Here is a 25187-nt window from a genome sequence, read left to right on the forward strand (position 1 = left end):
CACCATGTCTGCAACCGCACAAAAATGGCTACTGCGCGCCGCGCCGTGGTTTCTGCCCGTCGGCATTGTCCTCGTCTGGCAACTGGCGTCTTCAACTGGCTGGCTGTCGAGCCGCATTTTGCCCTCTCCGGAGGGCGTTGTGGAAGCGTTCTGGTCGCTCAGCGCCAGCGGTGAGCTGTGGCAACATCTTGCCATCAGCTCCTGGCGCGCGGTAATCGGCTTTTCGATTGGCGGAAGCATCGGCCTGACGCTGGGGCTGATCAGCGGCCTGTCCCGCTGGGGTGAGCGGCTGCTGGATACCTCCGTTCAGATGCTGCGTAACGTGCCGCATCTGGCGCTTATCCCACTGGTTATTTTGTGGTTTGGCATTGATGAGAGCGCCAAAATTTTCCTCGTGGCGCTGGGAACGTTATTCCCGATTTATATCAATACCTGGCATGGGATCCGCAATATCGATCGCGGTCTGGTTGAGATGGCCCGCAGCTATGGCCTGTCAGGTTTTGCCCTGTTTACCCATGTGATCCTGCCGGGCGCCCTGCCCTCCATTATGGTTGGGGTGCGTTTTGCGCTCGGCCTGATGTGGCTAACCCTGATCGTGGCGGAAACCATTTCGGCTAACTCCGGCATCGGTTATCTGGCGATGAACGCCCGCGAGTTCCTGCAAACGGACGTGGTGGTGGTTGCCATTGTCCTTTATGCCCTGCTCGGCAAACTTGCGGACGTCAGCGCCCAGTGGCTGGAACGTAGCTGGCTGCGCTGGAACCCGGCCTACACCGCTCAGGAGGCGAAAGCATGAATACTGCACGACTGAACCAGGGAACACCGTTACTGCTGAACGGCGTGACCAAACGCTACGGCGACAACACCATTCTGAATGCACTGGATCTGCATATTCCTGCCGGACAGTTTGTTGCCGTTGTCGGCCGCAGCGGTGGCGGCAAGAGTACCCTGCTGCGTCTTTTAGCCGGGCTGGAAGCGCCAAACAGCGGTGACATTCTGGCAGGCACTACGCCGCTGGCCACGATTCAGGATGATACGCGCATGATGTTTCAGGATGCGCGTCTGCTGCCGTGGAAAACGGTGATGGATAACGTCGGGCTGGGCCTGAAGGGCATCTGGCGGGAGGACGCCCGGCAGGCACTCGCTGCGGTAGGGCTGGAGAATCGCGCGGGAGAGTGGCCTGCGGCCCTGTCGGGTGGACAAAAGCAGCGCGTAGCGCTGGCACGCGCGCTGATTCATCGTCCCGGCCTGCTGCTGCTTGATGAACCGCTCGGCGCGCTTGATGCCCTGACGCGGATCGAAATGCAGGATCTGATTGAAACCCTATGGCAGACGCACGGCTTTACGGTGCTGCTGGTGACGCATGATGTCAGTGAAGCCGTGGCAATGGCAGACAGGGTGCTGTTAATAGAAGAAGGTAAAATTGGTCTGGATCTGACGGTAGATATTCCGCGTCCTCGCCGCGTGGGATCGGCCCGACTGGGGGAGCTGGAAGCCGAAGTGCTGGATCGGGTGATGAAGCGTGGGGTAAGTGAACGGGTGTTGATTAAAGCTAATGCCTGATGCCCGCACCCCGGCCCTCTCCCACAGGGAGAGGGAGAAAAAACTAAAAAACGGCAACCGAGGTTGCCGTTTTGCTTTTACCTGCCCACCGGGCAATTTTTTATTACGCTAAGGCCTTAGCAATCTTCTCGTACAGATCGCCAGACAGATTTTCCAGCCCTTTCAGCTGCTCAAGCGCGGCGCGCATTTTCGCCTGACGCTGCGCATCGTAACGTTTCAGGCGGATCAGCGGCTCAATCAGACGAGACGCCACCTGCGGGTTACGGCTGTTCAGCTCGGTCAGCATTTCAACCATGAACTGATAACCGCTGCCGTCTTCGGCATGGAACGCGGCTGGGTTGCTGCTGGCGAAGGCACCAATCAGAGAGCGGACGCGGTTCGGGTTGCTCATGGTGAACGAACGGTGCTTCAGCAGGCTACGTACTTTGCTGAGTACATCGGCTGCCGGACTGGTGGCCTGAAGGATGAACCACTTGTCCATCACCAGACCATCCTGATACCACTTGTCGTCGTACTCCTGCATCAGCGCATCGCGGCACGGCAGCTCGGCGGCAACGCTTGCAGCCAGCGCGGCCAGCGCATCCGTCATGTTATCGGCTTCGTGGTACTGCTTGCTGACCAGCGTGTTCGCCAGCTCTGCCTCACCAAACGCCAGATAGCGCAGGCAGGTATTGCGCAGGGAACGTTTACCGATATCCGCGTGTTCCACCCGATACGCGTCCAGCTTGTTGGCGTTGTAAATGGCGAGGAACTCATCTGCCAGTTCGGTCGCCAGCGTGCGGGTCAGCGCTTCACGCACGGCGACGATGGCAATCGGATCAATGATGTCAAACAGCTCGGCGATTTCAGTCGCAGACGGCAGCGTTAAAATTTCAGCCGCCAGCGCCGGGTCAATGTTCTCATCCAGCAGGATGGCACGGAACGCGTCTGCCACATGAACCGGCAGCGTCAACGGCTGGCCCTGCTGGTAACGGTTGACGTTCAGCTTGATGTAGGTCGCCAGCAGGCTTTGTGCCGCATCCCAGCGCGAGAAATCGTTGCGCGCGTGACGCATCAGGAACGTCAGCTGCTGATCGCTCCACTTATATTCGAGTTTCACCGGCGCAGAGAATTCGCACAGCAGGGCAGGAACGGGCTGGAAATAGACGTTATCGAAGATAAAGGTCTGCTCTGCCTGGGTCACGTTCAGCACGTTATGCACCGGGTGACCGCCCTTCTGTAACGGGATCACATTGCCTTCGTTGTCGTACAGCTCAACGCTGAACGGAATGTGCAGCGGATGTTTCTCTTCCTGCTCGGCCGTTGGCGGCGTGCGCTGGCTGATGGTCAGCGTGTACTGCTCGGTTTCCGGGTTGTAGTCGTCTTTGACCGTCACGATCGGCGTACCGGCCTGGCTGTACCAGCGGCGGAAATGAGACAGATCCACGTTAGAGGCGTCCTCCATCGCCTGGACGAAATCGTCGCAGGTGGCCGCACTGCCGTCGTGACGCTCGAAGTAAAGCTGCATCCCTTTCTGGAAATTCTCTTCGCCCAGCAGGGTGTGGATCATGCGGATAATTTCAGCGCCTTTTTCATACACCGTCAGGGTGTAGAAGTTATTCATCTCAATGACTTTATCCGGGCGGATCGGGTGGGCCATTGGGCTGGCATCTTCTGCAAATTGCAGACCACGCATAGTGCGCACGTTGTTGATGCGATTCACCGCCCGCGATCCCAGATCGGAGCTGAACTCCTGATCGCGGAAGACGGTTAAGCCCTCTTTCAGGCTCAGCTGGAACCAGTCGCGACAGGTGACGCGGTTCCCGGTCCAGTTATGAAAATATTCGTGGCCGATAACGCGTTCGATATCGAGGTAATCTTTATCCGTGGCGGTATCGGTACGCGCCAGCACGTATTTGGAGTTAAAGATGTTAAGACCTTTATTCTCCATCGCGCCCATGTTGAAGAAATCGACAGCAACAATCATATAGATGTCGAGGTCATATTCGAGACCAAAGCGCGTTTCATCCCACTTCATGGAGTTGATGAGAGAGGTCATTGCCCACGGTGCGCGGTCAAGGTTGCCACGGTCCACGAACAGCTCCAGCGCGACTTCACGGCCAGAGCGCGTTTTAAAGGTGTCGCGCAGAACATCGAAATCTCCCGCCACCAGCGCAAACAGATAGCAGGGTTTAGGGAACGGATCCTGCCACTGTACCCAGTGACGGCCATTCTCCAGTTCCCCCTCGCCAATCCGGTTGCCGTTGGAGAGCAGGTACGGGTACAGCGTTTTGTCGGCAATAATTTTGGTGGTAAAGCGCGCCAGGACATCCGGGCGATCAAGATACCAGGTAATGTGGCGGAAACCTTCGGCTTCACACTGGGTACACAGGGCTACGCCTGACTGGTAAAGCCCTTCCAGCGCGGTATTGGCGGCAGGGCTAATTTCATTCACGATGCGCAGGGTAAAGCGTTCCGGCAGGTTGTCGATGACCAGCTGGTTGCCTTCTTCTTTATAGTCTGACCAGGCTTCATCGTTAATATGCAGGGAAACCAGCGTCAGGTCTTCACCATCCAGACGCAGCGGCACGGCTGTCGCGCTCTGGCGCGTCACCTGGCTTACCGCCGTCACGACGGTTTTTGTGGCATCCAGGTCGAAAGTCAGATCGATATCGCTTATCAGGTATTCCGGCGCACGGTAGTCGTGGCGGTATTTAGCTTGTGGCTGTTGTGTCATAGAAAACCTTATGCATCGTTTGTCGAGTAACGATTCAATATATTCCTGTTGTGTAAAACGCGCTATGCAGAATGTTCATCTTTTCAGGCACAACGCCCTTTTTAGCTACATTTTTATAACACGGGGCACGAAATGCTCTCGACCATAAAGTGTGCTTATGTTGTGATCGGGGTTCAATAAATCACTAAACAGGGTATACTCCGGAGTTGTTTATTGTACTAAACGCTCCCGTGAGAGGATGCTACAGCGCACCTATGACTCAATTCGCTTCTCCGGTTCTGCATACGTTGCTGGATACCGACGCGTACAAGCTGCATATGCAGCAAGCCGTGTTTCACCACTATCATGATGTCCATGTTGCGGCGGAATTTCGCTGCCGGGGTGACGACTTGCTGGGTATCTACGCAGATTCCATTCGTGAACAGGTCGAGGCCATGCAGCATCTGGCGCTCACCGATGACGAATATCAGTGGCTTTCAGGCCTGCCTTTCTTTAAAGCGGACTATCTGAACTGGCTGCGTGAGTTCCGCTATAAGCCGGAACAGGTCACCGTCACCAATGATAACGGCAAGCTGGACATTCGTCTGACCGGCCCGTGGCGCGAGGTGATCATGTGGGAAGTGCCGCTTCTGGCCGTGATCAGCGAGCTGGCCCACCGCTATCGCTCCCCTGAAACCGGTGTGACGCAGGCGGTCGCCGCTCTGGAGAATAAACTCGTTGAGTTTTCCAGACTGACCGAAGGGCTGGATATGTCCCGCTTCCGTCTTATGGACTTTGGCACGCGCCGCCGCTTCTCTCGCGAGGTTCAGGAAGCCATTGTCAGACGTCTGCAACAGGAGCCGTGGTTCGTTGGCACCAGTAACTACGATCTGGCACGTCGCCTTGATTTAACGCCGATGGGCACCCAGGCGCACGAATGGTTCCAGGCGCACCAGCAGATTAGCCCTGACCTTGCCAACAGCCAGCGCGCCGCCCTCGCCGCGTGGCTAGAGGAATACCCGGATCGGCTGGGTATTGCCCTTACCGACTGCATTACCATGGACGCGTTCCTGCGCGACTTTGGCCCTGAGTTTGCCGAACGCTACCAGGGTTTGCGCCATGATTCCGGGGACCCGGTTGAATGGGGTGAGAAAGCCATCGCCCATTACGAAAAGCTGGGTATCGACCCAATGAGTAAGGTGCTGGTCTTTTCCGATAACCTTGACCTGGCGAAAGCCGTCGACCTTTATCGCCACTTCTCATCGCGGGTGAACCTGAGTTTCGGGATTGGTACGCGGTTAACCTGTGATATCCCTCAGGTGAAACCGCTGAACATCGTCATAAAACTGGTGGAATGTAACGGTAAGCCGGTCGCGAAGCTCTCCGACAGCCCTGGCAAAACCATCTGCCATGACAAAGCGTTTGTCCGCGCATTACGTAAAGCCTTCGATCTGCCTCAGGTTAAAAAAGCCAGTTAACGGCTTCGGGGGAGCCTTCATGGCTCCCCTTCTCTTATTTATTTCTTATTTCTTCTCTCAAGACGGTGAAATTTACTTGTCTGATAGCGGATGGCAGGTAACATAGATATCCCCCCTATAAGGGCGGACAAGTGTTTATTTTTTCCGACTATTAACAGAGAGAATATTATGAGCGTTGTGCCTGTAGCCGACGTACTCCAGGGCCGTGTCGCCGTTGACCAGGAGGTCACCGTGCGCGGATGGGTGCGTACTCGCCGAGATTCTAAAGCTGGCATCTCCTTCCTCGCCGTCTATGACGGTTCCTGCTTTGATCCTGTACAGGCCGTCATTAATAATTCTCTGCCCAATTACAATGATGACGTTCTGCACCTGACAACCGGCTGTTCCGTGATCGTCACCGGTGTTGTGGTGGCCTCTCCGGGCCAGGGTCAGAGCTACGAAATTCAGGCGACCTCGGTGGAAGTGACCGGCTGGGTTGAAGATCCGGACACCTATCCGATGGCTGCAAAGCGTCACAGCATCGAATATCTGCGTGAAGTTGCGCACCTGCGTCCGCGCACCAACCTGATTGGTGCGGTTGCCCGCGTGCGTCATACGCTGGCGCAGGCGCTGCATCGCTTCTTTGACGAGCAGGGTTACTTCTGGGTTTCTACTCCGCTGATCACGGCATCCGATACCGAAGGCGCAGGTGAAATGTTCCGCGTTTCAACGCTGGATATGGAAAACCTGCCGCGTACGCCGGAAGGTAAAGTGGATTACGACAAAGACTTCTTTGGTAAAGAAGCCTTCCTGACGGTTTCTGGCCAGCTGAACGGCGAAACCTACGCCTGTGCACTGTCTAAGATCTATACCTTCGGCCCAACCTTCCGTGCGGAAAACTCCAACACCAGCCGTCACCTGGCGGAATTCTGGATGCTGGAGCCGGAAGTGGCCTTTGCCGATCTGAATGACGTGGCTGGCCTGGCAGAAGCGATGCTGAAATACGTGTTCAAAGCGGTTCTCGAAGAGCGCGCAGACGACATGAAATTCTTCGCTGAGCGTGTCGATAACGACGCCATCGCCCGTCTTGAGCGCTTCGTCTCCGCAGACTTCGCGCAGGTGGATTACACCGACGCGGTCGCTATCCTGGAAAAATGCGGTGAGAAATTCGAAAACCCGGTTTACTGGGGTGTGGATCTCTCCTCCGAGCACGAACGTTATCTGGCAGAGAAGCACTTCAAAGCACCGGTTGTGGTGAAAAATTATCCGAAAGACATTAAGGCGTTCTATATGCGCCTTAACGAAGACGGTAAAACCGTTGCCGCGATGGACGTGCTGGCGCCGGGCATCGGTGAGATTATCGGTGGCTCCCAGCGTGAAGAGCGACTGGATGTGCTGGACGCGCGTATGCAGGAGATGGGTCTGAACCCGGCGGACTACAGCTGGTATCGCGATCTCCGTCGCTACGGCACCGTCCCGCACTCCGGCTTTGGCCTGGGCTTTGAACGTCTGATTGCTTACGTAACAGGTGTTCAGAACGTACGTGATGTGATTCCGTTCCCACGCACACCGCGTAACGCAAGTTTCTAACCGACCAAATCCTTAATGGCCAGCAAATGCTGGCCATTATTTTATCCTGCAATGTCAGTTTTCGTCAGTCAAAAGTAAGCGTCTTTAAACCACAACCCCGCGATTACCTCTACCTGTTACGTTTTGTTTCCACGAAATATCCTGAGATAAAAAAATAACCCCATTTTTATGGCGCTTAATACAATCCTTACGCAATAGCACAAAAAACAACCACCCTCACAGCCATCTGGATGGCTTTTGTCGATTATAAGAAAAAATGAGCCGTTTAACTTCTGTTTATACGAAAGGCCTTTAGCTAAATTAAACATAAGGAAATCATATATATAAGAATAAAGCGGAGGTTTAATTCACCAGAAAGCGCTGAAGTTTGAGGTGCTTCACAAAGTTCCCAAAAATACATATTTAGTTACATATATTTTCTTTTGGTAACTGAATCTTGAAGATTGTAGCACTTTCAGTGTAGCGAAACGGTTCTATGAATGGAAAGATGCCTGTCAGACACATAAAGACACCTAACTCTCATCAATAGTTCCGGAAATATTTATTGACAGAATTTATTGACGGCAGTGGCGAGTGTCATAAAAAAACCAATGAGGGTAATAAATAATGATGAAGCGCAATATCCTGGCAGTGGTAGTCCCTGCCCTGCTGGTAGCCGGTGCAGCAAACGCTGCTGAAATCTATAACAAAGACGGCAACAAATTAGATCTTTACGGGAAAGCAGTCGGCCTGCATTACTTCTCCGATAATGACAGCAACGATGGCGACAACACTTACGCGCGTCTGGGCTTCAAAGGTGAAACTCAGATCAACGATCAGCTGACTGGCTACGGTCAGTGGGAATACAACTTCCAGGGTAACAACTCTGAAGGTGGCGATGCACAGAACGGCAACAAAACCCGTCTGGCATTCGCAGGTCTGAAATTTGGTGACGCAGGCTCCTTCGACTACGGTCGTAACTACGGTCTGGTCTATGACGCAATCGGCATCACCGATATGCTGCCTGAGTTCGGCGGCGACACCGGCGCGAGCGATAACTTCTTCGCAGGCCGTACGGGTGGTCTGGCGACTTACCGTAACAGCAACTTCTTCGGCCTGGTTGACGGTCTGAACTTTGGTGTTCAGTACCTGGGCAAAAACGAGCGTACTGATGCAGTACGTTCCAACGGCGACGGCTGGGCAACCTCACTGAGCTATGATTTCGAAGGCTTCGGCATTGTGGGTGCTTATGGTGCAGCTGACCGTACCAACAACCAGCAGACGCTGGAATGGGGTAAAGGTGACAAAGCTGAACAGTGGGCAACCGGCCTGAAATATGACGCGAACAACATCTACCTGGCAGCTATTTATGGCGAAATGCGTAACGCAGCGCGTCTGGGCAGCCGTGGTTTCGCTAACAAGTCTCAGGACTTCTCTGTCGTCGCTCAGTACCAGTTCGACTTCGGTCTGCGTCCATCCATCGCTTCTACAAATCTAAAGCGAAAGACGTAGAAGGTATCGGTGACGAAGACTACATCAACTACATCGACGTTGGTGCGACATACTACTTCAACAAAAACATGTCTACCTATGTTGACTATCAGATCAACCAGCTGAAAGACGACAACAAGCTGGGCATCAACAACGACGATATCGTGGCTCTGGGTCTGGTTTACCAGTTCTAATCAGCACACCTCGTTGTTATATGCTTAATGAACAGGGCTTCGGCCCTGTTTTTTTATTCCTGAGAGAAAATAATAGCGACTTTTGAAAAGCCGCACGCTTTTCGTCGCAAACGGTTGGCATTTTGTAAATCTACCGTTAACCTGATAGCGGATTTCACTTCTGTAATCACAATGGAACTTCGTCATGTTTGAGAACATTACTGCCGCTCCTGCCGACCCAATTCTGGGCCTGGCCGATCTGTTTCGCGCCGACGACCGCCCTGGAAAAATCAACCTGGGTATTGGTGTATATAAAGATGAAACCGGCAAAACTCCGGTACTGACCAGCGTCAAAAAAGCTGAGCAGTATCTGCTGGAAAACGAAACCACCAAAAACTACCTCGGTATTGATGGTATCCCTGAATTTGGTCGCTGCACCCAGGAGCTGCTGTTCGGCAAAGGCAGCACCATTGTGAGCGAAAAACGCGCCCGCACGGCGCAGACCCCAGGCGGTACCGGCGCACTGCGCGTGGCGGCAGATTTCCTGGCGAAAAACACTTCTGTGAAGCGTGTGTGGGTAAGCAATCCAAGCTGGCCGAACCATAAGAGCGTGTTTAATTCTGCGGGTCTGGAAGTGCGTGAATACGCCTACTACGACGCAGCCAGCCACGCGCTGGATTTCGACGGCCTGCTGGCCAGCCTGAGCGAAGCCCAGGCGGGCGATGTGGTGCTGTTCCACGGCTGCTGCCATAACCCAACCGGTATCGATCCTACGCTTGAGCAGTGGGAACAGCTGGCTAAGCTGTCCGTTGAAAAAGGCTGGCTGCCGCTGTTTGACTTCGCTTACCAGGGCTTTGCCCGTGGTCTGGAAGAAGATGCAGAAGGTCTGCGCGCATTCGCCGCCGTGCATCAAGAGTTGATAGTCGCAAGCTCCTATTCCAAGAACTTTGGTCTGTATAACGAGCGTGTCGGCGCCTGTACGCTGGTGGCTGCTGACGAAGCAACCGTCGATCGCGCATTCAGCCAGATGAAGTCCGTGATCCGCGCTAACTACTCCAACCCACCGGCACACGGTGCGTCTGTGGTCGCGACGATCCTGAGCAACGATGCGCTGCGCGCCATCTGGGAGCAAGAGCTGAACGATATGCGTCAGCGCATTCAGCGCATGCGTCTGCTGTTTGTGAACACGCTGGCTGAGAAAGGCGCTGACCGTGACTTCAGCTTCATCATCAAGCAGAACGGCATGTTCTCCTTCAGCGGCCTGACCAAAGAGCAGGTGCTGCGCCTGCGTGAAGAGTTTGGCGTGTATGCCGTTGCATCTGGCCGCGTGAACGTTGCAGGTATGACGCCTGACAACATGGCGCCGCTGTGCGAAGCCATTGTCGCGGTGCTGTAACCTGCATCCCTAAAAAAAAGCCTGCATCGCGCAGGCTTTTTTATTTTACCGGGTTTACCAGACAGGCATTTCATCCTGAAGGAACGGGTTATGCAACCGCTCATCCCCCAGCGTTGACATTGGTCCGTGTCCAGGGATAAACGTCACATCATCACCTAACGGTAATAACTTCTGCTTAATCGACTGAATCAGCTGACCGTGATCGCCGCGTGGGAAATCACTGCGTCCTACGCCCCCTTTGAAAATCACGTCACCGGAAATCAGCAGACGCGACACGTCATCAAAGAAGACAATATGGCCGGGCGTATGTCCGGGGCAATGCAACACCTGTAAAGTTACATTCCCTACGTTAACGCGATCGCCTTCGTTCAGCCAGCGGTCCGGTGTCAGTGGCTGACAGTCTTCCAGGCCAAACATACGGCTTTGAGCAGGTAATCCCTGTAGCCAGAACTCATCTTCTTTTTCCGGGCCGATAATCGGCACACCGTAGTATTCAGCCAGTTCAGCCGCTGCACCCACATGGTCGAGATGGCCATGGGTGAGTAAAATCTGCATCAGCGTTACACCGCTGGCAGCGACTTCCTGCTTGATTGTCTCAGCGTCGCCACCGGGATCAACAAGCGCGGCCAGTTTAGTTTGTTCACACCAGATCAATGAACAGTTCTGTGAGAACGCGGTAACCGGAATAATACGATAGTTCATACTGCTCCTGTGTTTCGTTATTACCAGTGCCGAACCGGCCCGGTATCAATATGCACAAAGTTGCTACGTGGGTAGTATCCTACACCACCTGCGCGCATAGATAACGCCGCTTTGCGAATATTGGCTAACGAAACGCCCTCAATATGGAAATCCATCGCCTGCCCTTTGGTGTGATAGCTTTTTTTCGCTACCCCACGGCTGTGGGCACGCAGTTCATTGTTGGTATCCAGAGAGCGATAGCCAGAGATGAGCTGCACCGGCCTTTTGGTCCCCAGCAGTCCCTGCAAGCGGTAAAGCTGATCGAATAATCCAGGGTCGATGGCTTTGATTTTATTCGCGCGGAAATCACGGAAAAAATGGTTGAGTCTTGCTAATTCATCCTGAATATAGCCTCTGCCATCGAAAAATTCCGCTTTAAGCGTCTCACCAGTATGCAGATTGTTGAGCGTTAAAATACGCGGACGAGGTGTCGAGAGGGTGGCAAATGCTGGCGTCGGAAGGATGGCTGCTGCGCCCAGCGCAACGCCACCTAACGCCAGCAATTTGCGGCGATTAGCGTCAAATTTGTCCATGATAATCAGGTCTACAGGTAAAAGAAATTGTCAATATGCTTAGCGCACGAAGGGCACCATAACTGGCAAAACCTGTTACGTCAAGGCGCCCAACCCCAGTAAATACGCGGCTTGCAGCCAGATCGCCTCATATTCACCATAACTTACGACAATCATTTTTACCGAACTACTTCATTTACCTGATTAATTGTTCCGCTTTTGGCAAAATTTGTGCGCCGGATCGCGCTGTCAGATCATAATTGTAAATATCTGTACGATACTGGGTACGTCCGTCTGCCCCTACAAACGCCGTCAGATAGTAAAGATTGACCGGAATATTGTGGCGGATATTGACGTAACGCGTATCTCCCTGCTTCAGCGCATCTGATATCCGCGTATCGTTCCAGCCTGCATCCTGCAACAGCATATTTGCCAGCTCAGAGGCCTTGTTCACGCGGACACAGCCCGAGCTGAGCGCGCGTGCGTCTTTCTGGAACAAATTATGGTTCGGGGTATCATGCAGATAGATTGCGTCCGAACTTGGCATATTGAATTTGTAACGTCCCAGCGAGTTATGTGCGCCCGGTGCCTGCTGGAAACGGAACGGCAGGTTCGAAGGCGTAATCGTTGACCAGTCCACCATCCAGGGGTCAATCGCTTCTTTGCTGTTCCAGCCACGCATCACCGTATAGTTATGTCGCTCCAGATAACCCGGGTCATTCCAGACCTTAGGCAGAATATCTTTGCGCGCCAGCGTCGGCGGCACGTTCCACGGCGGGTTAACCACCACGTTATTCAGCGCGCTGCTCATCATTGGCGTTTTACGGTCAGGTCGGCCGACAATCACGCGGGACGCCAGCACTTCACTACCGTCCTGATAGTAGACCAGGGAGTACGCCGGAATGTTGACCATAATGCCGGTGGATAACGTGCCCGGCAGCAAGCGCAAGCGCTGGATATTCAACGCCAGCACTCCAGCCCGCTGGGCCGGAGAGACGTTCAGCCAGTCGCGAGTAGATGGACCAATCACGCCGTCAGCGCCCAGCCCCTGCGCGGCCTGGAACTGCTTCACTGCGGCGACCAGCTCGCGATCGTAAGCGGCGGGCTTATTGCTCAACGCAACGGCGGTTTTCTCTTTTACCGGCGCCGACGGGCTGACGACCGCATTTTGCGTCTCGTCACCGGGCAGCGCAATTTTAGGGCCGCTGTCGAGAATGCCGGAGCGTTTCATAATTTCGCGGATCGCAGGCACATCGCTGCTCCACTGCCCCGGACGCAGCGTTGTGGTGCCGCGCAGCTGAGGCCACGGGCGGGAATCCGCAACCAGCTCAAGAAGCGACTGATGCATCGTGGCATACTGCGGATGGGCAGGCGCAAGGCTTGCGATAAAGCGCGGCAGTTCGCCGTTATCCAGCGACAGCTGCCACTGGTTAATGACGGACAGCGCAGGCGTCGCCAGCTTGTACGGCTTACTGCTGTATAACCAGCGGTTGCCGTTCACCGAAATCCCCGCAACAAATTGTAAGTAGCCCATCATGGCATCAGACAGCACCACGTCACGCGCTTGTCCGGTCACGGCAGGATCGGTCAGGAGTTCAACCCAGGTCGTGAACTGCGGCTGAAAACCTGCAATCGCCACTTCAGCCAGCTGCTGCTGGAAGGCACGTACCGCCTCGCGATTTTCCCACATCGGTTTCATATCGCGCGCAGCGTAAAGCAGCGTGAGCTGGTTAATATAAGCGGGAGTATAGCCCGAGGGCAGCCCGGTCATAAGCTGCTGACGTAATGATCCAGTATCGATGCCTTCCGGCAGCGGTTTAATGCCGGCCATGATGGCCGTCGCCGGAGACTGATCCAGCGGTTGTGACAGTGACGTCGGCTGCGCGCCCATCGTCGCGGAGCTGTCAGTCGGTACAATTTCAGGCTCATCGGCCTGAGCGGTAAACAGTGGAGCAAACATCACTGTCAGGCACAAACTCAGCGCAGACAGCTGACGACCACGATTTTTCTTAAGCAACATCCCTTGCCCCCTGTTTTTCACGACATGCCCAGTATTCTGGAGCTTTCCTTCAGTATAGAAAGGCATACACGCTGCTGCCTTGCCTTATGTAAAGAAGTTTAAAGATAACGCAGCCCTGAACACAAGTTAAGTGAATAAAAAAAGCGGCGCATGAGCGCCGCTATTTGTCGCACCCCAGGTTAAGAGGCGTCAGCCGTGCCCGGTAATGACTCCGGTGGCTGCGGGGCGAAACCACGCAGGCCCACGACGTGCACGTGTTCACTGTTCTGGAACACCTTACGCACCAGCTTATAGGTTGTCCCTTTTTCCGGACTGATGTTTTCCGGCGCCGCGATGATGAGCTGCATATCGAGTCGCTCGCAAAGCTCAAACAGCGTGGCGATGGAGCGGGCGTCGAGACGCGCGGCTTCATCGAGGAACAGCAGACGACATGGAGAGATGTCTTTGCCGCGCAGACGACGCGCTTCATCTTCCCAGCTCTGCACCACCATCACCAGAATCGACATACCGGTACCGATGGCTTCACCGGTAGAGAGCGCACCGGATTCCGCGCGCAGCCAGCCGTCTGAGCCACGGTTAACCTCAACTTCCATTTCCAGATAGTTGCGGTAGTCCAGCAGCTCCTCGCCGATGGTTTGCGGCGTACGCTGGCCCATGTCAATCTGCGGATTCAGACGCTGATACAGCTTCGCCAGCGCTTCGGAGAAGGTCAGGCGGTTACTGTTGAACAGATCCTGGTGCTGCTCATGCTGTTCAGACAACACGTCCAGCAGCGTGGAGTGCGCCTCACGCACGTTCACGTTCAGCCTCACGCTGTTGACCTGGCCAAACGACACGCTTTGCAGGCCCTGGTTCAGCTGACGGATACGGTTCTGCTCGCGCTGAATGGTTTTACGAATAATATTCGCCACGCTGCGGGAGCTGATTGCCAGCTTTTGCTCGCGGGAGGTCAGCTCTTCCGTCAGACGGCCCAGCTCGATCTCCATCTGTTCGATCGCTTCAACCGGATCGTCGGTACGGATGATGTCCTGACGGATACGCTCGCGCAAGTGCTGATACACCGCCACGAAGAACTGGATTTTGCGCTCAGGACGCTTCGGATCTTCGGACATGCGCAGCACGTCGCGCAGGTGTTCGTTATCCGCCACCGCCAGACGCAGCGCGCCCAGCGCCTTATCCGACATAGAACGCAGTTCATCGGCCGACAGATACGCCAGCTCGCGGCGGTGCAGACGACGCTCCACGTTGTTGTCTTTCACCATGCGCATCACCGCGCACCAGCCCGCCTTCGCGGTCACAACCTGCTCGCGCATCTCGTGATAGTCACGTTCCAGCTTGCGCAGGCGACGCGTCAGGTTGTCCATCTCCGCTTCACAGAAGGTCAGCGCTTTTTCCAGCTGATTACGACGCGCACGGTTGTTGCTGAGCTGAGCATGCAGCTCATCGCGGCGAATACGTGCCCGCTCTTCTGCACCGCTGTCGGCGCGCACGCCAATGTCCTGCAACTCTTTATGCAGGTCGTTTAACAGCTCTTTCTTGGTGTCGAAGGAGCTTTTCAACGACGCCATCACCTGACTGTACTGGCTCAGCTGTGCGGCGTGAGTACGCATCGCTTCGCGCGCGCGCGTACGTTCCGCTTCCGCCTGCTCAAGGCGCTGGCGCAGCTTTTCATTAAGATCGCTGTTCCCGCTCAGCATTTCTGCTGAATCGGAGTAGCCGAAGTGCGCGCGACGTTGCACCACTTCCGTCAGGGCAAACGCCTGCTGACGCGCTTCGCGCTGCACTTGCTGTGACCAGGCGTAATCCTCTTTTAACTGTTCAAACTGTTCCGGGTCGCTCTGGAGAACGGAAACCATCGGCTCCAGCTTCGCCAGCTGATTGCCGTGCTGCTGCACAAAGCGCGCGGCTTCCTGCGCCTCGTCCAGTCGTTCCTGAATTTCATCCACGCGGTCGGCGAGCGTATCGTCCGCCAGCAGGTTCAGGCGTGGCAGAATGCGGTTAAGCGCCGCAACGCCCTCTTTCGCCTGCTCGAACTGGACGCGGCTCTGCTGGTTGTCATTTTCATGGCTAGCCAGCGCACGCTCCAGCTCACCGCGGCGGGTGTTGAGCTTGCGAATTTCGGCTTCCGGATCGGGCTCAAAGGCCACGCCCAGATGGCTGCCGATAAAGCGGCTGAACGCCTGATGCAGACGCTGCGTTTTTTGTACATCAAACGACAGGGTCGCAAAACGTTCAGAAAGCGTTTCGCGCTCGGCATGCAGGCTTTCAATGCGGCTTTCACGCGCGGCGCGGCCAAACAGCGGCAGTTCCGGGAAGCGCGAATAGCGCCACTGGCGATCGGCGATTTTCACCACCACCGCTTTTTCCAGCTCGTCAACGCTGAATACGCTGTCATCAAACGACTGCGGATCTCCTTCGATGAGGTAGAGATCTTCCGGGCAGTCTTCCAGCCCTGCAAGCTGGTCAGAAATCAGCGACAGATCCGGCACCACAATCGCGTTACGGGATGGACCGTACAGCGCGGAGAAGTACGGCGCATCGTCCAGACCAACATCGTCGTAAATTTCAGACAACAGCACGCCGCCGAAACGCTCGGCTAAGGCATTCAGACGCGGATCTTCTGAGCCGCCTGGCTGGCTTAAACGCTCGATCTCCTCATCGACGTCACGCTTGCGCGCGCCCACTTCGTCACGCTCAACAATCGCTTCGCGCTCGCGCTCCAGCAGCTGTTGCATGTATTCGGTGACGTCCTGGCTGGACGCAAACTCCTGGCCACACTGCTCGCTGAGCTGGTTCAGGCTGCTTTGTGCGGCCAGCCAGATCGGCGCACGCTGCAAGAGCGTCTTCGAACGGGACTGAAGCTGTTCCAGCTCCTGACGCAGCGTCATGCGCTGTTCGCTGGCATTCGATACGGTATCGGACAGGGCCGCAATACGCGCTTCCAGTTCCTGATGCAGGGCCTCAAGCTCGTCGAAATCGTAATTTTTACCCTGACGCTTGCAGAATTCCGCCAGCAGACGCTCGGCTTCCTGCTGTTCACGCAGACGCTGTTCCAGCTCGTTCAGGCGCATGCGCAGCGGCTGCACCTGTTCGGCCAGATGGCGTTGATTGACGCCGTCGCGCAGCAGCTCACGGGCAACGTCCCACGCTTCGTTACGCGCCAGCGGACCGTTAATCGCCACCACCAGCTGGTACGCCTGCTCAAACTGGCTATGCGCCGTTTGCGCCACGCTCATTTTCTGATCGAGAGAAAGCAGTTTCTCAGTGGCTTCCTGCTCTTTGGCCTGGAAGGTATTTAGCCATTCGTCAGCGCTTTCCGGGGTCAGGTCCGGCAGATGGCACAGCTCTTTGGCACGCTGCAACGCCTGCAACGCCTGGTTGTACTGAATCGCACGCGTCTGCTGCACGTCCAGCGCCTGCTGGTAGTCAGCGAGCTGGCTTTTCAGCTCATCCACTTCCAGCTCGGCGGCTTCCGCGCGGGCTTCGTTCTCTTCCTGCAATTCGGCAGCTTCGGCCACCACTTCATTTTGCTCTTCAAGACGAATTTGCAGCTCATCAAGATCGGCTTCGTAGCGCTCGATTTTTTCCTGCTGACGCAGCGCGGTCTGCACCAGATTCAGATGATCGCTGGCCGCCTGGTAATCGGCTTCCAGATCCCCTTCCGCACCATTGTGCTCGCCCAGTTCGCGCGCCATTTCGACATGCTTATACTGCTCGGCCACCAGCTGTTTGCGAGAGGTAAACAGCTCGCGGCGATACTCCAGCGCCTGATCGAGATGAATACGGCGCTCGTTGGCGTGGCGCATATAGTCCGCCGCCACGTAGTTGGTGGCTTCGCTGATCAGGTGTTTAAACAGGTCCCGGTCAGACTGCGTAACGCGAATCGCTTCCAGCGTCATGCGGTTTTCACGCAGCGCGGCTTCCATATCCTGGAAGGCCTTACGCACGCCGCTGTTTTCCGGCAACAGGTAGTCGCGCAGGGAGCGGGTAATGGCGCTGGAGATACCGCCGTACAGGGAGGCTTCAATCAGACGGTAGTATTTACTACGATCTGACGCGCTGCGCAGACGACGGGCTACCACGCCGAGATCGAACATCAGAGAGTGGTAGTCGGTAATGGAATTAAACTGCTTAAACTGTACGCCTTCGATGGCTTCCAGCTTGTCTTTCAGCTCCTGGAGCGTCAGGACGCGCGCCTGACGTTCATTCAGGGTTTCCGTCAGCAGCGCGGTTGGCTGTACGGAGGTAGGCAGCCCCTGGATCGCAAACGGTTTGATATCTACTTTACGGTCGCGGCCGGCAACCTGTTGCAGACGCACGCCTACAACCACGCGCTGATGGCGGGAGTTGATCACGTCCAGCACTGAATAACAAACGCCCGCTTTCAGCTTACCGTGCAGACCTTTATCACGAGAGCCGCTCGTGGCGCCCGCTTCAGTGGTGTTACGGAAGTGCAGCAGGGTCAGGTCAGGTATCAGCGCCGTCACGAAGGCCGCCATGGTGGTGGATTTACCCGCCCCGTTACCGCCGGAGAGCGTTGTCACCAGCTCATCCAGATCGAAGGTTCGGGCAAAGAAGCCGTTCCAGTTAATCAGCGTCAGTGAGCGAAATTTACCGCGTTCAATCATTACTCTTCCTCCCCGCTATCCGGCTGATTCTCTTCGTGCTCGTCATTGAGCTGCAAATGGTTTTCCACCGGCATCGCTTCACCGTCACGTATCATGCGCAGCTGCGCTTCACGCGCATCATCACCCGCACGCACGTCGGCGCCAAAACGGAAGACCGATTCGGTGATGCGGAACTTGCTGCTGTCGTGACCCATGAACCAGACCATTCCCAGACGGCGTAGACGGTTAAAGGATGAGCGAACTTTTTCCTGTAATTTCTGACGGTCCAGATCGGACCCCGTTGAGCGGTTATTCACCAGCTTGAGCAGCTTGCTTTCATCCGCCAGCGACAGCAGCTCATCGTAAAGCTCCTGCTGGGTGAAGATCCCTTCATTCGCCAGACGTTCCGGGCTGAGATAGAGGTAGCAGAGAATTTTGCCGACCATCATATCCAGTTCGGAAAGCACCGAGCGCGGAATAAGCGTGGTAGAGCGCGGACGCAGGTAGAAAAACCCTTCCGGCGCGCGGATCAGCTCAACGTTATAGCGAGCGTAAAACTCTTCCAGGTACTCCTGAAAGTCCATCAAAAAGGCGTGATTATCCAGCTCGTCAAGGCCAATGTGACGACCGGCACGCAGCTGGCTGTCCAGCGCCGGAAACAACGGATTCGCCAGCGCCTGTGCCAGCTTAACTGGCATCACTTGTTCAATATTTGTCAATGACATGCGCCTGTACCTTGGCTCCGTAATCGTTAATCGGCTGCCACTTCGGCGGCAGTCCGGTGAAATCGGCTTGTGCGATGCCCAGGCGCACCGCCTGGTCTACAACAATGCGGGCAACATCGAAGTGGCGCGCGCGCGGATACTGCGCCAGATAGTCGCGTACCACGAGGCCAAGATCCAGCGGTGCTTGTCTGGTTTTGTAGACAGCGAGCTGTTCTTCGATCATCGCCGCAAGCTGCTCGCGAATTTCGTTAAATTCTTCGTATTCCAGATCCGGCGGCAGTTCACCGGTAACCTCTTCATCGCGCAGCGCCATCTCTTCGTCGCGCATATCCAGCAGACGATCGGCGTTGGCGTAGGTCAGCGCCCACGGCGCATCGAAATAGGTCTGTACCGACTGGCGCAGACGCTGAGCAAAGACGCGATTCTTATCCATATCGATGGCGGTACGGATAAATTTATGCACGTGGCGGTCGTAACCGATCCACAGGTCGATTGACTGCTGGCCCCAGCTGATAATGCGGTCAAGCTTGCTCTGCAAATCAAACACCAGACGGTCGATAAAATGCAGATCGTCGTGCGCCATTGTCGCGTCCTGGATGCGCAGCAGATTGGCCTGTAGCTTATCCCCCGCCGCCTCCAGCGTATCCTGCAACTCACGCAGCGTACCGGACGTTTCTGACAGCAAGAGTTCACAGCTGGAGATGGCCGCACGCCAGTCTTTATTAAGCAGTTGAGCGATATCGTCTTTCACCTGCTGCTGCTGTTCGTCCATCAGACGTTGAGTCAGATCGATACTGTCGAAAATCTCGGCGACCGAGTATTTCAGCGGCGCGTAAACGTTGCGATGCCAGTGGAATTCGTCACCGTTTTCATCAGCCGCGTCGGCGGCACGCTTCAGCTCACCTGCAACAATAGAGAGCTGCATGGAGAGACGCAGCGTGGAAAATTCGCGCTGGCGGATGTAATAATCGGTAATGCCAATACCCAGTGGCGTAAGACGATAGATGGCGTTTCCTTCCGCCTGCTCGCTGGTAAAGCGGTTCAGCAGACGTTGACGCACCATATCATTGATTGCGTTGTTGGCACGCACGCTAATGGTTTCGCTGGTTTGCTCAAACGCATCACTGACGTGGCGGAACGCATCCACCAGTTCGCCTTCACTCATTTCGCCATCCAGGCGTTCGCCGTTTAGCGTCGCAACCGCCAGCAGGAATGAGAGTCTGTCTACCGGCAGCGAGATGGAGAAATCGTTTTTCCTGGCCCAGGCAACCAGTTCGGGGACTGTCTGGGAAAATTCACTCATAGATTATCCTTGCATCTGCGGCTTGCGCGCGGTGACGTGTATATAGCGGCCAAGGCTCAGATAAGGCTCCTGGCGGCAGTACCGCGTCTCTATTTCTGTTAAGGCGTCTAAACAGTCATCCTGTTTTTGTTTATCACGCAGATAATCATGAAACACCCTCACGCCGGTTTTGCCGGTAATTTCCCAACCGATCTCCTCCAGCCAGCCATAGACCTGCTGCGGTTCACGGGGGAAATCCGGTGAAAGCGTGCGTCGTTTCTTTTTATACATGCCCTGCTGTACGTAGCCAAAATTGCCGACCAGCACGTTTCGCATTAGCAGGCCGTTGGCATTGTAAAACATCAGCGATAACGCACCGCCCGGGCGCAACATCGACCACAGCGTTTTTAACATCGCCTGGGGTTCGGCGATCCATTCGAGCACAGCATGAAACAATATCAGATCAACCTGCGTTTCCAAATGCTGCGGAATGTCCTGAGCGGCGCAATGTATAAAATGCATGTTGTCGCTCACACCTTTCTCTTCTGCCGCTCGCCCGGCGCGCGCAACCATCTCGGCAGAAAGATCGCAAAGCGTGACGTGATGTCCCCGCTGCGCCATCAGAATTGCAGTCTGACCTTCCCCACCGCCGGCATCCAGCACGCGCAACGGTCGGTCACCGAATTCAGCCAGCAGCTTGTCCAGATCCTGCCAGAGGATCGTCTGACGAAGCTGACCTTTGGTGGTGCCATAAATGTTGCGCGAAAACTTTTCCGCGATGTCATCAAAATTGCGATCCCGCATTGGGAGGGTTCCACTCACTGCAAAACCGCTATTTTGTCACACCCGCGCGGAGAATGAACCACTCTGGTGTAATATCACCGACAATCGCCTGCTGTATGGTTAAAAAAGGAACCAAAAAGGATGCTTTTTACCCTAAAAAAATATATCGGAGGCATGATGCTTCCCCTTCCCCTGCTGTTGCTTCTCATCGCGCTGGGGCTGGCAATGATATGGTTTAGCCGCTTTCAGAAAAGCGGTAAATCCCTTGTTACCGTGGGCTGGCTGGCGCTGCTGTTACTCAGCCTGCAACCGATCGCTGACGGTTTATTACGTCCGATTGAAAACACCTACCCGACGTGGCAGGGAAATCAGAAGGTGGGCTATATCGTGGTGCTGGGCGGCGGGTATACCTGGGATCCGAACTGGGCGCCCAGCTCGAACCTGATCAACAACAGCCTGCCGCGCCTGAACGAGGGGATCCGCCTGTGGCTGGCCAATCCTGGATCGAAGATGATCTTCACGGGCGCTGCGGCAAAAACCAACCCGGTCAGTACCGCTGAAGCAGGAGCAAGAGTGGCTGAATCACTTGGCGTACCGCGTTCCGCCATCATCACGCTGGATAGCCCAAAAGATACCGAAGAAGAGGCGGCGGCGGTGAAACAGGCCATCGGTGATGTGCCGTTCCTGCTGGTGACTTCTGCTTCACACCTGCCGCGCGCAATGATTTTCTTTGAGAAGCAGGGCCTGCATCCGCTTCCTGCTCCGGCAAACCAGCTGGCCATTGACGCCCCGCTCAATCCGTGGGAACGGATAATCCCGTCCCCGGTATGGCTGATGCACAGCGACCGCGTCGGCTACGAGACGCTTGGCCGCTTGTGGCAGTGGCTTAAGGGTTCGTCAGGCAAGCCAGGGCAGGAGTGATTTTGCGGCCAGATCGAAACTGGCGCGATTAAAGCGCCCGGTGTTGACCAGTTGCGCCACCTCATCCCAGAGAAGATAGAGCCAGCGTCGCCAGAGAAAGGCCTCCGCAACGGGGGCGCGCTGAAGATAGTGCCAGAGCAAATCTTCCGCCGCCCCGCCCTCGCTCAGCCTGAACAGTTCGTACTCGCGCGGCGCCCAGAGCATGATCCCCGGCCCGACCATCGCCAGCAGTTGGTCGCTGCGCGAGTCTTTAAGCATACTGCGTAGCGTGAAGTTGCCGTGAACCAGCACGCAGTTGTCGTTAAAACCCTCAAACAGCGTCGGCAGACATTCCCGGGTGCGGAACAGAATACGTTTGTCCTGCATCGTTAAGCCGGTGTTGTTGAACTGGTTCAGCGTGCCCCACAGCACTTCGACACGCTGGCGATACCACAGCGGCCACAGGTTTTCCTGGGTGCTGTCTACCGCGCCAACAAGACCCCGGCTGTCCTGCCGATGCCAGGCAAGCAGAGCCTCGACAATCTGATCTTTCAGCTGTTCCCAGCGCTCCGGTGTACGCGTCGGGGCTTCAACAGAAACCCCGCGTAAACGCTCGATAAGCAGAACATCCGGGCCGGGATGCTCCTCATGGGTCATCACGCCGTAGACCGTCGGCATACGGACAGTCCCTTCCCGCGCCAGCATCGACATTTTCCAGGCCAGCTGTCTGGCGACGCCCGGCGAGGTAAAACTTCTGGCCATCAGCGGCATGGGGTTTCCCTGACTGTCATACAACGACCAGAGTGCGGTATCGGCCTTTTCATTCACGCATTCCACCCGGCTTAGCTTTTCGCCAAGGAGATGGCTGAGTTCAGCACGCAGCTGTTCCATATGAGATTACCCCCATTAAGACTACTGCTTTTATAATGAGCGCGCGAAACCCGGATGTCACCCGGTAGAGATCAATAATGAAAAAGAAAAGGAAAATTGCCTGGCGGGAGAGCATCCCCCCCAGACGAGGGGATGCCAGCGAATTAACGCATTTCGACGCGTACGCGCTCGAGATCTTCAGGGGTATCCACGCCGGTGCCTGGGATTTCCTGGGCAACCGCAACGTGAATTTTCTCGCCGTACCACAGCACGCGAAGCTGTTCGAGCATTTCAATATGCTCCAGCGGGCTTGGTGCCCAGGCGACGTAGCGACGAATAAAGCCGGCGCGGTAGCCGTAAATACCGATGTGGCGCAGGAAGGTTTCGCCGATTGTCTCTTTCGATTGCGCGAAACGATCGCGATCCCACGGAATGGTGGCGCGGGAGAAATAGAGCGCGTAGCCCTCTGCGTCCATGACCACTTTCACCGCATTCGGATTGAACGCCTCTTCAGCGTGGTGAATCGGCACCGCGAGGGTTGCCATCCCGACCTGACGCCGAGCCAGGTTGTCGGCCACCTGACGGATAATCGCCGCCGGGATCATCGGCTCATCGCCCTGCACGTTCACAATCACCGTCTCGTCGCTGAAACCACATTTTTCGACGACTTCCGCCAGGCGCTCGGTGCCTGACTGATGATCGGCACGGGTCATGCACACTTCCCCACCCGCGGCCTCAACCGCTCGCGCGACATCCGGGTGATCGGTGGCGACGATGACACGTCCGGCGCCCGATTCGCGTGCCCGTTCAAGGACATGCACAATCATCGGTTTGCCATTGATATCCACCAGCGGTTTACCTGGCAGGCGCGTTGAAGCATAACGCGCAGGGATAATGACAACAAAACTCATGGTTTGATCTCTTCTGCCACCAGTGAACGGGCTTCATTTTCCAGCAGGACCGGAATACCGTCACGCAGCGGGAACGCCAGGCTGTCCAGTTTGCAAATCAGCTCTTGTTTATCCTGGCTGTAATACAGTTTGCCGTTGCACACCGGGCAGGCAATAATTTCTAGTAAACGGTGATCCATAGTTCCTCCGTATGGGTAATCCCTAAAGCTTATCATATTCCCTTTTCAGGGAGTGTCTGTTTCCCAGCCATCTCGACAGGTCGCAAACAGCTCCACAGGCACGCGACCGAGTACAATTTCATGCGCCCCCTGCCAGCGCGCAAATTCACTGAGCGCAGTCGTTAACCCTTTTTCCAGGCCAGCCGTCACCTTTATGCCCTCTTCCAGCCAGAGCGCGATAATTTCAAGCATGCCGGTTTTACGGTGCATTTTAGCGTCCATGCGCCCGACAAGCTGTCCTTTGTGCAGCAGCGGCAAAACAAAATAACCATACTGACGCCTGGGCGCCGGGGTGTAGCATTCCAGACGGTAGCTGAAATCAAACAGCTGTTCGGCCCGCTTTCTGTCCCAGACAACGGGGTCGAACGGCGACAGCACGGCACTGTGGGTCGCCTGGAGTTTGCCCTCCTGCGCCTGCGCCAGCAGAGGGAACAAATCCGCATGCAGCCACATTTCACCTAACGACTCTACCGAGACCGGCATAACGCGCTGTTCGCGCTGCCACGTTTCGAGCAGTGGTTTTAGCTGCGGCTGACGCAGACGATAATAATCCGCCAGCCACTGCGGGCGGAAGATGCCAAGGCTGCGGGCGCTGTTCCCGAGCATGATGGCTTCGGCTACCTCCTGAGACAGCAGGTCACGCGTATCGTCCCAGTGAGGCATAACGCGGTGCGTGAGGTCATAGACGCGCTGAAAGTTGCGGCGCTCGACCACCATCACTTTGCCCGACGTAAACAGCCCTTCAAGATGGCGTTTGTGCGGTTTCCACTCCCACCATCCGCTGGCGCCTTTTCGCGGGTGTTCAAAATCCGCGGAGCGTACCGGACCGTTTTTCTGAATATGGGCAATCAGTTGTTCTATTTCATCCGCGTGTTCCACCATCCACTCCTGGCGGTATTTCCAGCCCATTTTGTCCGGGGCGAGCATGCGGTGACGCACCAGTGCAAAATCGCTGCGCGGGAGAAAACAGGCTTCATGCGCCCAGTATTCCATCAGTTCGCCCTGACTCAGCGCATTATCCAGCCACTGCGGAGGATAATTTCCCAGGCGGCTAAACAGGACCAGATACGGGCTACGCGCCACGATGTTAATGGTGTCGATTTGCAGCAACGACATGCGTTGCACGGTAGAGAGGATATCAGCTGGCTGCGCGCGGCGGCGGGGCTTTTTCAGAAGCCCCTGGGCGGCAAGATGCAGGTTTCGTGCGGCTGCAAGTGAGAGTTGCGGTAGAGACATGCGTTTTCCTGTCAGTCAAAGCACCACCGGAACCGCGT

At 55.6% G+C, this 25187-nt stretch carries 18 protein-coding genes and 1 pseudogene; 7 read left to right on the forward strand and 12 right to left on the reverse strand.

From position 1 onward, the window contains the following. Nucleotides 1-4: 4 nt before the first annotated feature. Nucleotides 5-796 carry an aliphatic sulfonate ABC transporter permease SsuC gene (gene ssuC, locus AM329_RS09230; protein WP_032608965.1) on the forward strand — a complete coding sequence of 264 codons (792 nt, stop codon included), beginning with the start codon at nucleotides 5-7 and terminating at the stop codon, nucleotides 794-796. Then, nucleotides 793-1563 carry an aliphatic sulfonates ABC transporter ATP-binding protein gene (gene ssuB / locus AM329_RS09235; RefSeq protein WP_003858186.1) on the forward strand — a complete coding sequence of 257 codons (771 nt, stop codon included), beginning with the start codon at nucleotides 793-795 and terminating at the stop codon, nucleotides 1561-1563. Before ssuC ends, ssuB begins: the two co-directional genes overlap by 4 nt. A gap of 103 nt (nucleotides 1564-1666) precedes the next feature. Here ssuB and pepN read toward each other — a convergent pair whose 3' ends face one another. Further along, nucleotides 1667-4279 (reverse strand): aminopeptidase N, encoded by a 2613-nt coding sequence (gene pepN, locus AM329_RS09240; protein ID WP_032608964.1) that lies wholly within the window; start codon nucleotides 4277-4279, stop codon nucleotides 1667-1669. Between the two features lie 254 nt (nucleotides 4280-4533). Between pepN and pncB the strand changes: the two genes are divergently transcribed. From pncB to AM329_RS09260, 4 genes and pseudogenes are all read left to right on the forward strand, one after another. Beyond that, nucleotides 4534-5736 (forward strand): nicotinate phosphoribosyltransferase, encoded by a 1203-nt coding sequence (pncB, locus tag AM329_RS09245; RefSeq protein ID WP_003858188.1) that lies wholly within the window; start codon nucleotides 4534-4536, stop codon nucleotides 5734-5736. A gap of 168 nt (nucleotides 5737-5904) precedes the next feature. Further along, on the forward strand, nucleotides 5905-7305 hold the full coding sequence (gene asnS / locus AM329_RS09250) for an asparagine--tRNA ligase (RefSeq protein ID WP_003858191.1): 1401 nt from the start codon (nucleotides 5905-5907) through the stop codon (nucleotides 7303-7305). A gap of 606 nt (nucleotides 7306-7911) precedes the next feature. Next, nucleotides 7912-8969: pseudogene (gene ompF / locus AM329_RS09255) on the forward strand (porin OmpF). A 184-nt stretch (nucleotides 8970-9153) separates the two neighbouring features. Next, nucleotides 9154-10344, forward strand: coding sequence for an amino acid aminotransferase (locus AM329_RS09260; protein ID WP_003858198.1), 1191 nt, complete (start codon nucleotides 9154-9156; stop codon nucleotides 10342-10344). Between the two features lie 54 nt (nucleotides 10345-10398). On the opposite strand, the gene AM329_RS09265 is transcribed toward AM329_RS09260, so the two are convergent. The 7 genes from AM329_RS09265 to cmoM form a co-directional block, all read right to left on the reverse strand. Continuing rightward, nucleotides 10399-11046: an MBL fold metallo-hydrolase gene (locus tag AM329_RS09265; RefSeq protein ID WP_023315760.1), complete on the reverse strand. Its 648-nt coding sequence runs from the start codon at nucleotides 11044-11046 to the stop codon at nucleotides 10399-10401. Between the two features lie 20 nt (nucleotides 11047-11066). Beyond that, complete coding sequence (locus AM329_RS09270) at nucleotides 11067-11618, reverse strand: YcbK family protein (protein WP_003858202.1); 552 nt, start codon at nucleotides 11616-11618, stop codon at nucleotides 11067-11069. Nucleotides 11619-11793: 175 nt separating this feature from the next. Then, on the reverse strand, nucleotides 11794-13617 hold the full coding sequence (gene ldtD / locus AM329_RS09275; RefSeq protein ID WP_003858203.1) for a L,D-transpeptidase: 1824 nt from the start codon (nucleotides 13615-13617) through the stop codon (nucleotides 11794-11796). Nucleotides 13618-13796: 179 nt separating this feature from the next. Further along, nucleotides 13797-18245, reverse strand: coding sequence for a chromosome partition protein MukB (gene mukB / locus AM329_RS09280; protein ID WP_032608963.1), 4449 nt, complete (start codon nucleotides 18243-18245; stop codon nucleotides 13797-13799). Then, nucleotides 18245-18949, reverse strand: a complete 705-nt coding sequence (gene mukE / locus AM329_RS09285; RefSeq protein ID WP_032608962.1) for a chromosome partition protein MukE — start codon at nucleotides 18947-18949, stop codon at nucleotides 18245-18247. The genes mukB and mukE overlap by 1 nt, the downstream gene beginning before the upstream one ends. Continuing rightward, entirely contained in the window at nucleotides 18930-20252 is a 1323-nt protein-coding gene (gene mukF, locus AM329_RS09290) for a chromosome partition protein MukF (RefSeq protein WP_015570962.1), read from the reverse strand. Before mukF ends, mukE begins: the two co-directional genes overlap by 20 nt. 3 nt (nucleotides 20253-20255) lie before the next feature. Next, on the reverse strand, nucleotides 20256-21035 hold the full coding sequence (gene cmoM, locus AM329_RS09295) for a tRNA uridine 5-oxyacetic acid(34) methyltransferase CmoM (RefSeq protein ID WP_003858212.1): 780 nt from the start codon (nucleotides 21033-21035) through the stop codon (nucleotides 20256-20258). Nucleotides 21036-21155: 120 nt separating this feature from the next. Here cmoM and elyC point away from each other — a divergent pair, with 120 nt between their 5' ends. Beyond that, the gene (gene elyC, locus AM329_RS09300) at nucleotides 21156-21935 is read left to right on the forward strand and encodes an envelope biogenesis factor ElyC (protein WP_032608961.1); all 780 of its coding nucleotides are present in this window, start codon (nucleotides 21156-21158) and stop codon (nucleotides 21933-21935) included. Here the strand turns inward: elyC and AM329_RS09305 are convergent. The 4 genes from AM329_RS09305 to AM329_RS09320 all read right to left on the reverse strand — a co-directional run bounded on the left by AM329_RS09305 (nucleotide 21912) and on the right by AM329_RS09320 (nucleotide 25149). After that, entirely contained in the window at nucleotides 21912-22805 is an 894-nt protein-coding gene (locus AM329_RS09305; RefSeq protein ID WP_003858216.1) for a YcbJ family phosphotransferase, read from the reverse strand. The two genes, elyC and AM329_RS09305, sit on opposite strands and share 24 nt — an antisense overlap. A 143-nt stretch (nucleotides 22806-22948) precedes the next feature. Continuing rightward, a complete protein-coding gene (gene kdsB, locus AM329_RS09310) occupies nucleotides 22949-23695 on the reverse strand; it encodes a 3-deoxy-manno-octulosonate cytidylyltransferase (RefSeq protein ID WP_003858218.1) in 747 nt (248 codons plus the stop codon). Next, a complete protein-coding gene (ycaR, locus tag AM329_RS09315) occupies nucleotides 23692-23874 on the reverse strand; it encodes a protein YcaR (RefSeq protein WP_003858220.1) in 183 nt (60 codons plus the stop codon). The genes kdsB and ycaR overlap by 4 nt, the downstream gene beginning before the upstream one ends. 45 nt (nucleotides 23875-23919) lie before the next feature. Then, nucleotides 23920-25149 carry a winged helix-turn-helix domain-containing protein gene (locus AM329_RS09320; protein WP_022650726.1) on the reverse strand — a complete coding sequence of 410 codons (1230 nt, stop codon included), beginning with the start codon at nucleotides 25147-25149 and terminating at the stop codon, nucleotides 23920-23922. Between the last annotated feature and the right edge of the window lie 38 nt (nucleotides 25150-25187).

It is taken from the genome of Enterobacter cloacae complex sp. AR_0002 (assembly GCF_001922365.1).
Taxonomy (GTDB): domain Bacteria; phylum Pseudomonadota; class Gammaproteobacteria; order Enterobacterales; family Enterobacteriaceae; genus Enterobacter; species Enterobacter hormaechei_C.

Coding starts and splice junctions, on each gene's coding strand:
- ssuC (WP_032608965.1), top strand. CDS start 5: ATGTCTGCAACCGCACAAAAATGGCTACTGCGCGCCGCGCCGTGGTTT.
- ssuB (WP_003858186.1), top strand. CDS start 793: ATGAATACTGCACGACTGAACCAGGGAACACCGTTACTGCTGAACGGC.
- pepN (WP_032608964.1), bottom strand. CDS start 4,279: ATGACACAACAGCCACAAGCTAAATACCGCCACGACTACCGTGCGCCG.
- pncB (WP_003858188.1), top strand. CDS start 4,534: ATGACTCAATTCGCTTCTCCGGTTCTGCATACGTTGCTGGATACCGAC.
- asnS (WP_003858191.1), top strand. CDS start 5,905: ATGAGCGTTGTGCCTGTAGCCGACGTACTCCAGGGCCGTGTCGCCGTT.
- AM329_RS09260 (WP_003858198.1), top strand. CDS start 9,154: ATGTTTGAGAACATTACTGCCGCTCCTGCCGACCCAATTCTGGGCCTG.
- AM329_RS09265 (WP_023315760.1), bottom strand. CDS start 11,046: ATGAACTATCGTATTATTCCGGTTACCGCGTTCTCACAGAACTGTTCA.
- AM329_RS09270 (WP_003858202.1), bottom strand. CDS start 11,618: ATGGACAAATTTGACGCTAATCGCCGCAAATTGCTGGCGTTAGGTGGC.
- ldtD (WP_003858203.1), bottom strand. CDS start 13,617: ATGTTGCTTAAGAAAAATCGTGGTCGTCAGCTGTCTGCGCTGAGTTTG.
- mukB (WP_032608963.1), bottom strand. CDS start 18,245: ATGATTGAACGCGGTAAATTTCGCTCACTGACGCTGATTAACTGGAAC.
- mukE (WP_032608962.1), bottom strand. CDS start 18,949: ATGTCATTGACAAATATTGAACAAGTGATGCCAGTTAAGCTGGCACAG.
- mukF (WP_015570962.1), bottom strand. CDS start 20,252: ATGAGTGAATTTTCCCAGACAGTCCCCGAACTGGTTGCCTGGGCCAGG.
- cmoM (WP_003858212.1), bottom strand. CDS start 21,035: ATGCGGGATCGCAATTTTGATGACATCGCGGAAAAGTTTTCGCGCAAC.
- elyC (WP_032608961.1), top strand. CDS start 21,156: ATGCTTTTTACCCTAAAAAAATATATCGGAGGCATGATGCTTCCCCTT.
- AM329_RS09305 (WP_003858216.1), bottom strand. CDS start 22,805: ATGGAACAGCTGCGTGCTGAACTCAGCCATCTCCTTGGCGAAAAGCTA.
- kdsB (WP_003858218.1), bottom strand. CDS start 23,695: ATGAGTTTTGTTGTCATTATCCCTGCGCGTTATGCTTCAACGCGCCTG.
- ycaR (WP_003858220.1), bottom strand. CDS start 23,874: ATGGATCACCGTTTACTAGAAATTATTGCCTGCCCGGTGTGCAACGGC.
- AM329_RS09320 (WP_022650726.1), bottom strand. CDS start 25,149: ATGTCTCTACCGCAACTCTCACTTGCAGCCGCACGAAACCTGCATCTT.